This window comes from Streptomyces sp. NPDC002032, assembly GCF_042890765.1.
Classification (GTDB): domain Bacteria; phylum Actinomycetota; class Actinomycetes; order Streptomycetales; family Streptomycetaceae; genus Streptomyces.
In genome coordinates this window covers 41,207-53,046 of sequence record NZ_JBIASM010000023.1, presented here as the reverse complement: position 1 = coordinate 53,046, position 11,840 = coordinate 41,207, and the positions used below count along the sequence as shown (strand labels likewise).

Sequence of the window (11,840 nt, the reverse complement as noted above, 5' to 3'; positions counted from 1 at the left end):
CGGCTCCGCCCGGCGGTGGGCCGCTATGCGGGCAGGCGGAAGCCGTTGAAGAGGTCGTCCATGCCGCGCAGCGCCAGGCGGCCGGGGGTGGCGCGGACCGCGAAGTCGCGGGCTGCCGCGGCGAGCGGGTTGCGGAGCGCGCCCACGCGGCCGACCCGGCGGGCTCGGACGCGGACGGCGTCGGTACGGTCGCGGCGGGCGGCGGTGTACGCGGCGAGGGCGGCCGGGACCGCGTTCGTGCCGTCCGCGTCGTTCGCGGGGGCCGCAGGGTCCGTGCTGTCCCCGCCGTTTCCGGCGTGTCCGGCGTCTCCGGCGTCTCCGGCGGGGAGCAGGTGGGCCAGGATCACCGCGTCCTCGATGGCCTGGCAGCCGCCCTGGCCGAGGTTGGGGGCCATCGCGTGGGCCGCGTCGCCCAGCCAGGCGATCCGGCCGTGGTGCAGGACGGGCAGGGGCGCGGCCAGGTCGTAGAGGTCGTTCTGGAGGATGTCGTCCGGTTCGAGGCGGCGGATGTGGTCGAGCAGGGCCGGGATCGGATCGTGCCACGAGCCGAAGCGATGGACGAGTTCGGTGCGGGGGTCGGCCGACCGGGTGCCGGGCGGGACGACCGCGGTGGCGTAGAGGTAGTACCGGCCGTCGGAGAGCGGGGTCACGCCGAACCGACAGCCCCTCCCCCAGGTCTCGCTCATGGCCGGCACCCGCAGGTCCGGGGCGTCCACGAGCATCCGCCAGGCGGTCTCGCCGATGTAGTGCAGGCCGGGGTGGGCCGGGAAGTACGCGCGGCGCAGCGCGCTGTGGATGCCGTCGGCGGCGACGACCAGATCGGCGGGAAGGTCATGGCCGGCGGACGTCCGGACGATCGGGCGGCCCCCGGCGTCGTCCACGGCGCTCACGGTGGTGCCGTAGCGGAGGGTCCCGGACGGCAGCGCTGCGGCCAGGGCGGCGGTGAAGGCCGGGCGCGGGACGGCGATCGGGGCGATTCCGTAGCGGGCGGTCATGTCCGCCGTGCGGGTCCGGGTGAGCCACCGGCCATCGGGGCGGCGTACGCCCATCGTGATGGGGATGGCGCTGCCCGCGGCGCGGGCGGCGTCGACGCCGATGGCATCGAGGGCGCGCAGGGCGTTGGGGGCGAGGCCGATCCCGGCGCCGGTGGCGGGAAGTTCGGGGGCCCGTTCGCAGACGGTGACCTGCCAGCCGCGCCGGTGCAGTGCGAGGGCGGCCGTGAGGCCGCCGATTCCGGCTCCGGCCACCACCGCGTGACGTTTCGGCATGGAACACCTCTCCGTTCGGTTCAGGCATCCTCTACAGATGTAGAGCCTTCACTCTACAGCTGTAGAGTGAAGGCATGTCCAGTCCTGACCGTCGCACCCTCATCGCGGACACCGCGATCGCCACCGTGGCCGCGGCCGGCCTGCGGGGACTCACGCACCGCGCGATCGACACCGCGGCGGGCCTGCCCGCAGGCAGCACCTCCTACTACTTCCGTACGCGCACGGCGCTGATCAGCGCCTGCTACGCGCGTATCGCGGAACTCGACGTGGACGACTTCGAGTCGAAGCGCCCCGACTCACGGGAAGAGGTTGCCGCCGCGCTCGGGGAGCTGCTACACCGCTGGCTGACCACGGGCCGCGAGCGCCAGCTCGCCCGCTACGAGCTCAGCCTTGCGGCCGCGCGCACGCCGGAGCTGGAGCCCGCCCTGCACCGGGCGGGCCGGGCCTCCCGCGCCCGCGCGGCCGCCGTTCTCGCGGCACTGGGCGCGGCCCGCGCCGAGGAGGGCGCGGAGCTCCTGGTCTCCTGGACCGACGGGGTCCTCTTCGACCGCCTCATCGGGACGATGGCCTCGACGCAGCGCACGCCCGACCCGGCGGAACTCACGGCGGTCGCCCGCCGCATGCTCGACGCGGCACTGGCCGGATAGGCCGCGTCGGCGAAGTCCCGTCCGGCCGGTGGTCCGCCTGCGGCGCAGTAACGCCAAGGCGGCCACGGCCGCGGTCAGGAGCAGCAAGATGCCGCCCTCGACCAGCTGGAGCGGCCAGAAGGGCGCGTCCGGTGGTACGCGAAGTCCGGGGCTCCGGAGGGGGCGGTCGCCTGGAGCGCGGCCCAAGCGTCGGTGGCGTGCCCCGGGGCGCGGGCTGCGGACCACAGGCGTGGACGGAGAAGGCTGAAGCCGGCCATCACGGCCGCCGTGGCACCTTCGGCCAGGGCCATGGCGGCGAGGGTGCGGCGGCCGGGAGCAGCAGCTTCCCCGCGAGCCAGTAGTCCGGCGTGACCAGCCTGACTGGCGTGACCGGCGTGCCACAGCCAGGCACGGTCGCCCGGACCTCGCGGGGATGGGGTGAGCGTCAGCTCTTCGGTGTGGAACGTTGTGTGAGCGGTACGGAGGAAGGGATCGCGCTGCTCCCCGGTTGGCCTTGGCCGTCCGCCTCGAGGTTCGCGCGGAGAGCGGCCAAGGTGGTGGCGAGGTGTTTGCGGTCGGCAGCGGAGACCGTCCGCGTCAGCGAGACGAGCGCGCTCTCCACCACAGGCCCGGAAGCTGCCAGCACCTTCTCGCCCTCGGGCGTGAGGCGCAGGACGGAGGAACGGCGGTCGTGCGGGTGCGCGACACGTACGCACCAGTCGGCGGCCACCAGCCGGTCGACCGCCTTGCTGGCGGCCCCCACCGTGATCGCCAGCTCGGCCACGAGGTCGAGCACGCGGCACCCGTCCACCCGCTCGATGATCTGCAGGCACTCGAACTGGCCGAGCGTCAGACCGTGTTCGGCGCGCAGGCGGACGCCGACCGCGTTGTAGAGCCGGGTCTCCACGCGGACGAGATCGAGGAAGAGGCGAGTGACGTGGCTCACAGAGCCTCCAATAGATTCCCGGGAATCATCTTCCCTGGAAGGTGGTTGGACACGGACAGATGGATTCCAAGGAATCCATTCTTGCATCCCGACCCGATGGAGGCCGCCATGTCCGAACAGCAGCGCCAAGCCCTGGACGCCCTGCTCCGCTCCCTGCCGCGCCCCGAGACGCAGCCCACCCCCGCCGAGCTGCGGACCGGCTTCGCCGCAGCCATGACGCGGCCGGCACCGGACGGCGTCACCATCCGCAGAACCGCCCTGGGCGGGAGACCCGCCCTCGAGCTGGAGCCGGCCGGCGCGGCCGATCGCGGCCTGCTGCTCTACCTCCACGGCGGCGGCTACGTCATCGGCTCACCCGACACCCACACCGGCCTGGCCGGTGAACTCGCCGCCCGCACCGGCCTGCGCACGACGTCGGTGGACTACCGGCTGGCTCCCGAGCATCCCTTTCCCGCCGCGGTCGACGACGGGCTCGCCGCCTACCGCGAGCTGCTGGACACCGGTACGGACCCGCGCGAGCTCGTCGTAGCCGGCGACTCGGCCGGCGGCGGCCTGAGCATCGCAACCCTGCTCGCCGCCCGGCAGGCAGGACTGCCACAGCCGGCCGCCGTGGTCGTCTTCTCCCCGTGGGTCGACCTCACCCTCTCCGGGGCGAGCATGCGCACCAAGGAGGACGCCGACCCGATCTTCACCGAGGCCGACGTGCGCGCGTACGCGGACCTCTACGTCGGCGCGGGCGAGCGGAGCCATCCCCTGGCGAGCCCGGTGTTCGCCGACCTCACCGGCCTGCCCCCACTGCTCGTGCAGGTCGGGGCGAACGAGGTACTCCTCGACGACGCGGTCCGCCTGGCCGCCCGCGCGGGCGCCGCCGACGTCGAGGCCACGCTGGAGATCGGCCCCGGCCTGCCGCACGTCTACCAGAGCGAGCACGGGCGTCTCGACGAGGCGGACGCCGCACTCGACCGCGCCGCCCGCTTCCTCTCCTCCCACCTCCCGGCCCCGGGCAAGGCCGGTCACGTGCAGGAACGCTGGCCGCCTTCTACCGGCCCGAAGGACTGCGGCAGCTGCGCACCCGGTCCGACTTGCTCATGGATGGGCTGCTCGGCGCAATCCGCGCTCTCTTCCCTGGTCACCAGTTGGTTACTCATCACCCTGCGGTCCACCCCGGCGCGGCGGACGCCCGGCTCCTGGACCGGCCTGCGTACACGAAGTGGCCGACAGGGGGAATTGTGGTGGCGCCACAGGCACGAACGGCAGCAGCATCGGTTGCGGGCAGCCGCCCCGCAGCCGTTGCCCATCATGGTGCTGGAGTGTCCACAGCCTGCATGGGCGAAGGGACTTCGGCGCGCCGACCGTGTCGTCGCGCGGGATTTCACGTGGAGGGGATCCACCAGCCGAAGCGGGCCGGCAGCCCGATCGCGGGCCGCTCGTACACACCGAGGACGGCCGCCGCCTGAGCCGTGGTCACATCGGCGCGGGCGCCACGGGCCGCCCAGGATGCTCCGGGCCGGTCCAGGCACAGGAGCACACCGCGCGGCGGCCGGGGGGACGCGCGGGAGCGGCCGTCGTAGACGGGTCACTGCCGACACCGACCTCGTGAAGAGGAAGCGGGAATCCCCGGAGGTGAGCCGCGGCTGATCGCCACGGACTGTCCATCGCCACACCCGCCGGCGCGCGTCGGCGCGAACAGTTGCTGATCCTCTGGATGCCTGCCGGCGCGGACGTCCTCGGAGCGGCCTATACGGCCGCCTCCGCGGTGCTCACCGGCTTCTGCCCGACGTGCACGTTCGCCTCACCGCCCGGCGCCCGGCACACCTCGACTACCGGCGGCTGGTCGTCCTCGCCCAGGGCTTGACGCCTCGCGCCGGCGGATGGCCGGGCAGGCTGAGCATGACGGAGGTTCAGGTGCAAGGAAGGAGATCGCGGGTAGGCGCAGCGCGTGATCGATCCGGTTCCCTATGGCTCACCGCCTGCGGCGTCCGCTTCACCACAGCCCGCCCCGCGGGTGCCGGCCACCAGGCCTCCGGCACCGGGCTGGGCCTTTGACGAGGAGGTACCCGGGACATGACTGGCAGCGAGAAGACGAAAGCCCGGCTGGAGCAGTTCGCCGGAAAGGTGGTGCGCAAGGCCGCTCCTGTGGTGGGAGAGAAGGTCGTGGCCGCCAAGGGCCGTGCGATGGAGGTCCGGGGCAAGGCCCGTCTGATGAAGGCGAGCGTCAAAGACAGGTTCCATTGACGGTCTGGGGTCAGTGCGAGGTACCCGGTCGGGCGTGCGGCGTTCGTGCGCCCGGGCCACGGCTCGGGGTACGGGCTGCGGCCGTGTGCATCAGTTCGAGCATCCGGCTGGTCACCCGTGCGAAGTCGTGCCATCGATCGCGGTCACAGGAGGGGGCCCAGTGGGCCGAGGTCGAGGTTGAGGTCTTCGAGGGTGTAGCCGTGCTCGGCGCACAGCTGTGCCAGGCGGTCGTGGAGGGCCATGAGGGTGGCGCCGAGTTCTTCTTCTTGCTCATCGGACAGGCCGCCCGCGTCGACCCTGCGCAGGGCCTGGCGTTCGATGAGCTGGCGCAGGAGCTCGATCACGGTGAGGACGAGTTTGAGGAGGTCCTCGCCGACGGTGTCCGGGTCGGTCGTGAGGCGGCGGGCCGGGTGTGCGGGTGCGCCGTCCGGGGCCGGGGGTGCCTGGATGAGGCGGAAGGCGTGGGACATGGTGTCGCCGATGTCGCGCAGACCGTCATCCGCCGGCGGGGGCTGGTGGTCGCCCGTTCCGGGGTGTGGGGTGGTCATGCCCGGCCGGTTTCGCGGCGGAGGGGCGGCTGCGGTGCTTCGGAGCTCACGGAGACGATGAGGGCGCGCAGCGAGATCCGGACGAGGTCGATGTCGGCGATGGTCAGGACGATGTCGCCGGTGATGACGACGCCGCCGCTCAGGAGCCGGTCGAGAAGGTCGACGAGGGCGACTTGCCGTCCGGGCAGCGGCGGTGCGGGCCCGGGGGCGGTCATGAGGGGGGTCCGTCGGGCGCGGGCGGTTCTGGGGCGGGGGGCGCGGCGAAGGAGTAGGGCGCCCATGGTCCTGTGACTTCGAGGCGGATGCCGTCGAAGGGCCGCGCCGCGTCCTGCAGCGCGGTGGTGAAGTCGTGCGCGAGTTCGTCGGGGACGAGGTAGGCGTCGTTGAGGAGGTTCTCGGCGGTGGTGAGGGCGCCGCTCTGGACGGGGTGGCTCACCCGTTCCGTGGTGTAGCGGGCGGCGGTGGTCTCGATGGCGGCGGCGGCTTGCTGTGCCTGCCCGTAGAGGGTCTCGCGGGTGTGGTGCTGCGCTCGGCGGCGCTGGAGGTAGGCCTTGCCGGGGGTGGTGGCGGGGGCGGCAGCGGCGGGTGTGGTGTCGGTGGTGGGCGGGGTCGCGGCGAGGTAGAGCTTCACGCCGATTTCGGTGTGTCCGGCGAGCTGGGTGAGGCGCTCGCGGAGCGTGGTGTGCTGTGCGGTGAGGGCGCTGCGGGCGCGGTCGTCGTCCTGGTAGACGGTGGCCATGCGCAGCGGCAGCACCGTGGCGCGGGCGGCGAGTGCCTGGACGACGTCGTGGTGGGCGCGGGCGACCGCTTCCAGCCAGTGGAGGTCTTCGAAGTGGTTCTTCAGGTCGTGTTCGTTGAAGTCGTGGGCGGGGACGTGGCTGGCTGCGAAAACGAGGGGCGGGAGGGCGCCTGTGGGGGCCGTGGGGGGATCGGTGGCCAGCGGGTTTACGGGTGTGCCGTAGATGCCGTGGAGGCCTGTCAGGGCGGCGCGCAGGGGTTCCGTGAGGTACGCCGCTGCGTACACGTAGGTGAGGGTGTCCGGGTCCTGGTTCACCGCCGTCGCCTCCGTGCGGGGCCGGTGTCCTCGGTTTCGTCGTCGGGTTCGTCACCGGCGGGCTCCGCTGTCGGGCTGCCCGGGGAGTGCTCTGCCCGTAGTTGTTCGAGTTCGGCGCGCAGGCGGCGGTTTTCCTGTTCGAGAGGGCTGCCGGTGTGCCGGGAGGAGAGGGAGGGGTCGTGTTCCCACCAGTCGATGCCCATCTCCTTCGCCTTGTCGACGGAGGCGATGAGGATGCGGAGCTTGATGGTCAGCAGTTCGATGTCGAGGAGGTTGATGCGGATGTCGCCGGCGATGACGATGCCCTTGTCGAGGACGCGTTCGAGGATGTCGGCGAGGCTGGAGGAGCTCTGCCCGTAGGGGGCGGGGGCGGCGCGGGAGGGGAAGGATCCGAGTCGGCCGGGAAGTGGCTCGGTCACGGTGACGGCCTCCTTTCCGGTCAGGTGCGCCGCTCGTAGAACTCGGCGATTTCCATCAGCCGGTCCAGGAGCTGGTCCTCGTACCGGTCGAAGGTGTCCTGGTCGATTTCGCCGCTGGTCAGGCGGCGGTCGAGGTCTGCGAGCTCGCGCCAGACGGGCGCGGGGTCGTAGTACTCGTCTTCGGCCTGCTCCGCGACGCGCTGGGCGGCCCAGACGACGGCCCGGACCGGTGCGACGGGAAGGGTGGCCAGGAACGTCAGGAGGCCCATGGTGGTCGTCCTCCTCGTGGCGGAGCGGGGGTGGCGGAGCGGGGGTGGTGGAGCGGGGGTGGTGGGGGGCGGGGTCAGCGCGCGGCGGTCACTGCACGAAGCTGTAGGGGGGCAGGGGGCCGGTGACGCGGACGTCGACGCCGTCTTCGACCTGGTCGGTGAGTCCTTTGTGCGCGGTCAGGAAGTCGTCCTTCTTCTCGTGCGGGACGAGCAGGGAGAGGTTGAGGAAGTCGGGGTAGGCCGGCGGGTGGACCGTGTGTTCCCGGGCGTAGGCGGTGAGTGCCTGGACCAGTCCGGCGGCGAGTGCCTCCTGGCGTTCCTGGACGTCGTGGGCGACGATCTCGCCGAGCGCGAGGGGCAGCTGCGGGTCCTGGTCGCCGGCCCGGATCCGGTCGTTGAGTTCCCTGGCTTCGGCGGACTCTTCCAGCACGTCGCGCAGGAGCTGTTCCTCGTCCCGCTGCGAGGCCCGTACGTGGTATTCGGCGCAGCCGTCCAGGCGTTCGAGGGCGGCGAGGTAGGCGGCTGCGTTCTCTTCGAGAGCCTGGCGCACGCTCTGGTCGCTGTCGGCTACGTATCCGAACTGCAGCGGCAGGACGACCGCGCCGGCCATGAGGTGTTCCTGGATTTCCTGGTGGATCTGGAGGTCGCGCCGTTTGGGCCGGATCTCTTCGGCGACGTCGCTGACGACCGCGGTCAGGGGGCCCTCGGTGATGGTGCGGACCGCGGAGGGGTGGGCGCCGACACCGGTGAGACCGTCGGGGTGGCGGGGGTGGTCCTTGCCGGTGATCGCGTACACGTAGAGGGCCATCGCTCACTCCTTCTCCCTGCGGACCGGCCGGCGGGCGGGACGGCGGCGACGTGGCGCCTCCTCCTCCTGCGCCTCCTCCTCCTCCTGCGCCTCCTCGTCGGGCTCCTTCGAGTGGGCGGAGCGGCCGGTCAGGGATTCGGTGACGGCGTCCACGGCGCCGCTGAGCGCGCCTTTGGATTTGCCGCGCGCGCCGCCTTCCATGAGGCCGCCGACGACCTCGGGCAGCTGGGCGGGGGCCTTGCGGCCCGCTTCGAGGTCGAGGCGGTTGCAGGCTTCGGCGAAGCGCAGGTAGGTGTCGACGCTGGCCACGACGATCCGCACGTCGATTTTGATGAGCTCGATGCCGACCAGTGAGATGCGGGCGAAGACGTCGATGACCAGGCCGCGGTCGAGTATGAGTTCCAGGACGTCGTAGAGGCTGCTACTGCTGCTTCCGCCTCTGCTCATGCTGCTGCCGCTCTGCGGCACCATGGTCATGGCGTCTCCTTTCGCGGACGGCCCGGCTAGGCCGGCCGGTCGATCATGCCCCGGCTGTAGCGGCGGGTCCGCTCGTAGGAGACCAGCGCCCCGTCGGGGTCCAGGGCGACCTTGTAGCTGGCCATCACGCTGGTCGTGTCGGGGATGCGTTCCAGCTCCACCACCTCCACCTGCGCTTCCCAGCCGTCCTGGGTCGGTTTGAGGGAGGTGACGGAGTCGGGTACGCGGCCCAGGAGTTGGGCGAGCTGCCCGGCGGCGGAGCGCATCGCGGCGGCCGCGTCCGGAACACCGGGCCGGGGCCGTTTGGCCGGGGCTCGTCGCGGCGCCGTCGCCCCTGCGTCCTCTGCTTCTTCGGGCGGTCGCGGGCGGGAGCGGCGCGGGCGTGCCGGTTCTTGTGCGGCCATAGGTCACTCCACTGGGGGAACACCACTTGCCGAATACAATGTCATCATATATGGACATATCTCCCGTCACGGGGGTAGGTGGTGTGCAAGACCTCCTGAGCGGGGTGGTCTCCCCCGCGTCGCGGCGCGACAGCGCCGGCGCATCCGCGGACCCCGGACATGTCCCGGGCGGCGATGAAACCTGCGAGCGCCCGGGTGAAGGGATTGCAGCTCATGCAGGACACGACCAAAATCGCGCTCGCGGCCGCCGTGGCCGGGGGCTACGTACTGGGACGCGCCAAGAAGGGCCGCCTCGCGTTCTCCGCGGCGACCTACCTCGCCGGACGGCGCTTCGGTCTGGACCCCACCCAGCTCATGACCCAGGGCCTGGCCAAGCTCAAGGAGATGCCGCAGTTCGCCGAGATCGGCGAGCAGCTCCGCGGCGAAGCCCTGGACGCCGGGAAGAAGGCGCTGGGTGAGGTGGCCAACCGCAAGCTGTCGGACCTCGCCGGCTCGCTGCACCAGCGCACTCTCGAAATAGGCAGCGAGAAGTCCGGCAAGGACAGGGCCAGGGACGAGGACGAGGACGAGGAGCCTTACGAGGACGACAACGGCTACGAGGACACCTACGACGACGAGGACGAAGAGGAAGGCTACGCGAAGCCGCAGGACGAGAACGAAGAGGACGAGGAAGAGGAGCCGGAAGAAGAGGGCGAAGAAGGGGGCGAAGAGGGCGAGGAGGAGTACGAGGACGAGGCCTACGAACCTGAGGCCGAAGAGGAGGAAGAACCCGAAGAGGAAGAGCCCGAGGAGGAGGAAGAGCCCGAGGAAGAGGAAGAGGAAGAGGAAGAGCCGCAGGAGGCTCCCCCTCCGCGCAAACGCAGTCGGCCTTCCCCCCGCGCACGCGGCAGCGCCGCTTCCGAGTCCGCGCCGCGCAGGTCCACCCGGCGCCAGAGTCCCCCCTCCGCACCGCCCGCGCCCGCCAGGAAGCCGGCGGCGAAGAAGACCGCCCCAAAGGGGGCGCCCGCCGCCCGCTCCGCGCCCGCGAAGAAGAGCGCGCCGTCCAAGGCCGCCGACCGCCCGGCATCCGCCAGGAGGAGCACACCGTCCAAGACCGCCCCCGCGCGGCCCGCCAAGAAGACCGCCGCGAAGAAGGCGGCCCCGGCCAAAAAGGCGGCCCCCGCGAAGAAGGCGGCCCCGGCACGAAAGGCGGCCCCGGCCAAGAAGTCCGCGCGCACACCCGCACGCAAGACCGCGGCGCCCGCGAAGAAGTCCGCCGCGGGCACACCCGCGCGCAAGACGGCGGCCAAGAAGACCGCGGCGAAGAAGACGGCAGCGAAGAAGACGGCGGGCCGCAGGCCGTCCACGCGGAGGTAGGCCATGGCACAGTCACAGCGCGCCGAAGGACAGGAAAAGAAGTCCGGGCTGGACCAGCTCCTCGAAGAGCTGACCTCGTTCCTGGGCGCCCAGGCCGGACAGCTCGCCGACAAGGCGACCGACAAACTCGGCGATGTCACCGACCAGCTCCAGGACGTCGCCGACGGCAAGGGAAAGCTCTCCGACGTCGCCGGCATCGGCGGCCGGATGATGCAGGGCGACTCCCCCTTCAAGGCCATGCTCGGCCAGGGCCTGGGCAACGTGAAGGACAAGGTGACCGATGCCGCCTCGAACCTGTTCGGCAAGGGCAAGAAGGGCCGCAAGAGCGGCGGCAAGGTCATCAACATCATCGAGTTCATCGACGTCGGCCTGCCCCTGCGCACGGTGTATGACCACTGGACCCAGTACGAGGACTTCAGCGGCTTCGCCAAGGGAGTGCGCAGCGTCTCCCGCAACGACGACACCACCAGCGACTGGAAGGTGAAGGTCGGCCCTTCCACACGCGGGTACAAGGCCACCATTCAGGAACAGGTACCCGACGAACGCATCGTCTGGACGTCCGAAGGAGCCAAAGGCACCACGCGCGGCTGCGTCAGCTTCCACGAGGTGACACCCACACTCACCCGCATCGTCGTCGTGGTCGAGTACTACCCCTCCGGCCTGTTCGAGAAGACCGGGAACATCTGGCGGGCCCAGGGCCGGCGGCTGCGCCTGGACCTCAAGCACTTCCTGCGGCACGTCTCACTCACCACGGACGAGGCGGAAGGCTGGCGCGGGGAGATCCGTGACGGCGAGGTGGTCGTCACCCACGAGGAGGCCCTCGAAGAGGAGGAGGCCCAGGACGAAGAGGGCTCCGAGGACGAGGGCACGGACGCAGAAGACGCCGGGGAAGAAGGCGACTACGACGACGAGTACGACGAGGAGGGCGAGGAGGAGCAGCCCGAGCAGGACGAAGACGAGGCCGCGGAGCCGGGCTCCGATGAGGAGGGATACGACGACTACGACGACTACGACGACGAAGCCGAGGAGGACGAGGAGGACGAGGAGGACGAGGACGACGACGGGCAGGAGGAACTGGCCGCGGAGGACGACGACGAGGACGAAGAGGAAGCGCCACGGCGGGCACGGCGGCGCCAGCGGCGCTGACCGCCACGACGGCGAGGAGCCGCAGGAAGGGCCGGCACCGCGTGCCGGCCCTTCCTGCGTGTCCCCACACGCTGCCCTGATCAGTGCTTCAGCGTGTCCTTCACCTTCTGACCTGCCTGCTTCGCGTCGCCCGCCATCTGCTCACGAGCGCCCTTCGACTCCAAGCTCTGGTTTCCCACAGCCCGGCCGGCGGTCTCCTTCACCTTGCCCTTGGTCTTCTGGGCCACGTTCTTGACCTTCTTGCCGGTCGCCATCCTCATCACCTCCGCGCCGCACAGCAGCGT

15 protein-coding genes and 1 pseudogene are annotated in these 11,840 nt (G+C 71.4%); 5 read left to right on the top strand and 11 right to left on the bottom strand.

Annotated features, from left to right (window positions below):
- Window positions 1-23: 23 nt before the first annotated feature.
- Window positions 24-1,268: an FAD-dependent monooxygenase gene (locus ACFYYT_RS33335; protein WP_351821224.1), complete on the bottom strand. Its 1,245-nt coding sequence runs from the start codon at window positions 1,266-1,268 to the stop codon at window positions 24-26.
- 74 nt (window positions 1,269-1,342) lie between these two features.
- Here ACFYYT_RS33335 and ACFYYT_RS33330 point away from each other — a divergent pair, with 74 nt between their 5' ends.
- Entirely contained in the window at window positions 1,343-1,915 is a 573-nt protein-coding gene (locus ACFYYT_RS33330; RefSeq protein ID WP_351821226.1) for a TetR family transcriptional regulator, read from the top strand.
- 424 nt (window positions 1,916-2,339) lie between these two features.
- Here the strand turns inward: ACFYYT_RS33330 and ACFYYT_RS33325 are convergent, their stop codons facing one another.
- A complete protein-coding gene (locus ACFYYT_RS33325; protein ID WP_351821229.1) occupies window positions 2,340-2,840 on the bottom strand; it encodes a MarR family winged helix-turn-helix transcriptional regulator in 501 nt (166 codons plus the stop codon).
- Window positions 2,841-2,948: 108 nt separating this feature from the next.
- Here ACFYYT_RS33325 and ACFYYT_RS33320 point away from each other — a divergent pair.
- Together ACFYYT_RS33320 and ACFYYT_RS33315 are read left to right on the top strand one after the other, a co-directional pair.
- Window positions 2,949-3,839 (top strand): annotated as a pseudogene (locus tag ACFYYT_RS33320) (alpha/beta hydrolase); the annotation flags it as partial.
- Between the two features lie 1,065 nt (window positions 3,840-4,904).
- Complete coding sequence (locus ACFYYT_RS33315; RefSeq protein ID WP_351821231.1) at window positions 4,905-5,075, top strand: hypothetical protein; 171 nt, start codon at window positions 4,905-4,907, stop codon at window positions 5,073-5,075.
- Between the two features lie 143 nt (window positions 5,076-5,218).
- On the opposite strand, the gene ACFYYT_RS33310 is transcribed toward ACFYYT_RS33315, so the two are convergent.
- The 8 genes from ACFYYT_RS33310 to ACFYYT_RS33275 form a co-directional block, all read right to left on the bottom strand.
- Entirely contained in the window at window positions 5,219-5,623 is a 405-nt protein-coding gene (locus ACFYYT_RS33310) for a gas vesicle protein K (protein ID WP_385322032.1), read from the bottom strand.
- On the bottom strand, window positions 5,620-5,838 hold the full coding sequence (locus tag ACFYYT_RS33305; RefSeq protein ID WP_351821233.1) for a gas vesicle protein: 219 nt from the start codon (window positions 5,836-5,838) through the stop codon (window positions 5,620-5,622). The genes ACFYYT_RS33310 and ACFYYT_RS33305 overlap by 4 nt, the downstream gene beginning before the upstream one ends.
- Window positions 5,835-6,677, bottom strand: coding sequence for a GvpL/GvpF family gas vesicle protein (locus tag ACFYYT_RS33300; protein ID WP_351821236.1), 843 nt, complete (start codon window positions 6,675-6,677; stop codon window positions 5,835-5,837). Before ACFYYT_RS33300 ends, ACFYYT_RS33305 begins: the two co-directional genes overlap by 4 nt.
- Window positions 6,674-7,096: a gas vesicle protein gene (locus ACFYYT_RS33295; protein WP_351821239.1), complete on the bottom strand. Its 423-nt coding sequence runs from the start codon at window positions 7,094-7,096 to the stop codon at window positions 6,674-6,676. The genes ACFYYT_RS33300 and ACFYYT_RS33295 overlap by 4 nt, the downstream gene beginning before the upstream one ends.
- 20 nt (window positions 7,097-7,116) lie before the next feature.
- Window positions 7,117-7,365, bottom strand: coding sequence for a gas vesicle protein GvpG (locus ACFYYT_RS33290; RefSeq protein WP_351821242.1), 249 nt, complete (start codon window positions 7,363-7,365; stop codon window positions 7,117-7,119).
- A gap of 88 nt (window positions 7,366-7,453) precedes the next feature.
- Complete coding sequence (locus tag ACFYYT_RS33285) at window positions 7,454-8,173, bottom strand: GvpL/GvpF family gas vesicle protein (protein WP_351821245.1); 720 nt, start codon at window positions 8,171-8,173, stop codon at window positions 7,454-7,456.
- A gap of 3 nt (window positions 8,174-8,176) precedes the next feature.
- Window positions 8,177-8,650, bottom strand: a complete 474-nt coding sequence (gene gvpJ / locus ACFYYT_RS33280) for a gas vesicle protein GvpJ (RefSeq protein WP_351821248.1) — start codon at window positions 8,648-8,650, stop codon at window positions 8,177-8,179.
- A gap of 26 nt (window positions 8,651-8,676) precedes the next feature.
- Window positions 8,677-9,054, bottom strand: a complete 378-nt coding sequence (locus ACFYYT_RS33275) for a gas vesicle protein (RefSeq protein ID WP_351821251.1) — start codon at window positions 9,052-9,054, stop codon at window positions 8,677-8,679.
- Window positions 9,055-9,267: 213 nt separating this feature from the next.
- On the opposite strand from ACFYYT_RS33275, the gene ACFYYT_RS33270 reads away from it, so the two are divergent.
- Window positions 9,268-10,410, top strand: coding sequence for a histone protein (locus ACFYYT_RS33270; protein WP_351821253.1), 1,143 nt, complete (start codon window positions 9,268-9,270; stop codon window positions 10,408-10,410).
- 3 nt (window positions 10,411-10,413) lie between these two features.
- Window positions 10,414-11,556: an SRPBCC family protein gene (locus ACFYYT_RS33265; protein ID WP_351821256.1), complete on the top strand. Its 1,143-nt coding sequence runs from the start codon at window positions 10,414-10,416 to the stop codon at window positions 11,554-11,556.
- An 80-nt stretch (window positions 11,557-11,636) separates the two neighbouring features.
- Here ACFYYT_RS33265 and ACFYYT_RS33260 read toward each other — a convergent pair whose 3' ends face one another.
- Window positions 11,637-11,810 (bottom strand): CsbD family protein, encoded by a 174-nt coding sequence (locus tag ACFYYT_RS33260; RefSeq protein ID WP_351821259.1) that lies wholly within the window; start codon window positions 11,808-11,810, stop codon window positions 11,637-11,639.
- Window positions 11,811-11,840 lie beyond the last annotated feature (30 nt).

Excerpts from the sequence above, each read along its gene's own strand:
- ACFYYT_RS33335 (WP_351821224.1), bottom strand. The coding sequence starts at position 1,268 with ATGCCGAAACGTCACGCGGTGGTGGCCGGAGCCGGAATCGGCGGCCTC.
- ACFYYT_RS33265 (WP_351821256.1), top strand. The coding sequence starts at position 10,414 with ATGGCACAGTCACAGCGCGCCGAAGGACAGGAAAAGAAGTCCGGGCTG.
- ACFYYT_RS33290 (WP_351821242.1), bottom strand. The coding sequence starts at position 7,365 with ATGGGCCTCCTGACGTTCCTGGCCACCCTTCCCGTCGCACCGGTCCGG.
- gvpJ (WP_351821248.1), bottom strand. The coding sequence starts at position 8,650 with ATGACCATGGTGCCGCAGAGCGGCAGCAGCATGAGCAGAGGCGGAAGC.
- ACFYYT_RS33285 (WP_351821245.1), bottom strand. The coding sequence starts at position 8,173 with ATGGCCCTCTACGTGTACGCGATCACCGGCAAGGACCACCCCCGCCAC.
- ACFYYT_RS33330 (WP_351821226.1), top strand. The coding sequence starts at position 1,343 with ATGTCCAGTCCTGACCGTCGCACCCTCATCGCGGACACCGCGATCGCC.
- ACFYYT_RS33310 (WP_385322032.1), bottom strand. The coding sequence starts at position 5,623 with ATGACCACCCCACACCCCGGAACGGGCGACCACCAGCCCCCGCCGGCG.
- ACFYYT_RS33275 (WP_351821251.1), bottom strand. The coding sequence starts at position 9,054 with ATGGCCGCACAAGAACCGGCACGCCCGCGCCGCTCCCGCCCGCGACCG.
- ACFYYT_RS33315 (WP_351821231.1), top strand. The coding sequence starts at position 4,905 with ATGACTGGCAGCGAGAAGACGAAAGCCCGGCTGGAGCAGTTCGCCGGA.
- ACFYYT_RS33270 (WP_351821253.1), top strand. The coding sequence starts at position 9,268 with ATGCAGGACACGACCAAAATCGCGCTCGCGGCCGCCGTGGCCGGGGGC.
- ACFYYT_RS33305 (WP_351821233.1), bottom strand. The coding sequence starts at position 5,838 with ATGACCGCCCCCGGGCCCGCACCGCCGCTGCCCGGACGGCAAGTCGCC.
- ACFYYT_RS33260 (WP_351821259.1), bottom strand. The coding sequence starts at position 11,810 with ATGGCGACCGGCAAGAAGGTCAAGAACGTGGCCCAGAAGACCAAGGGC.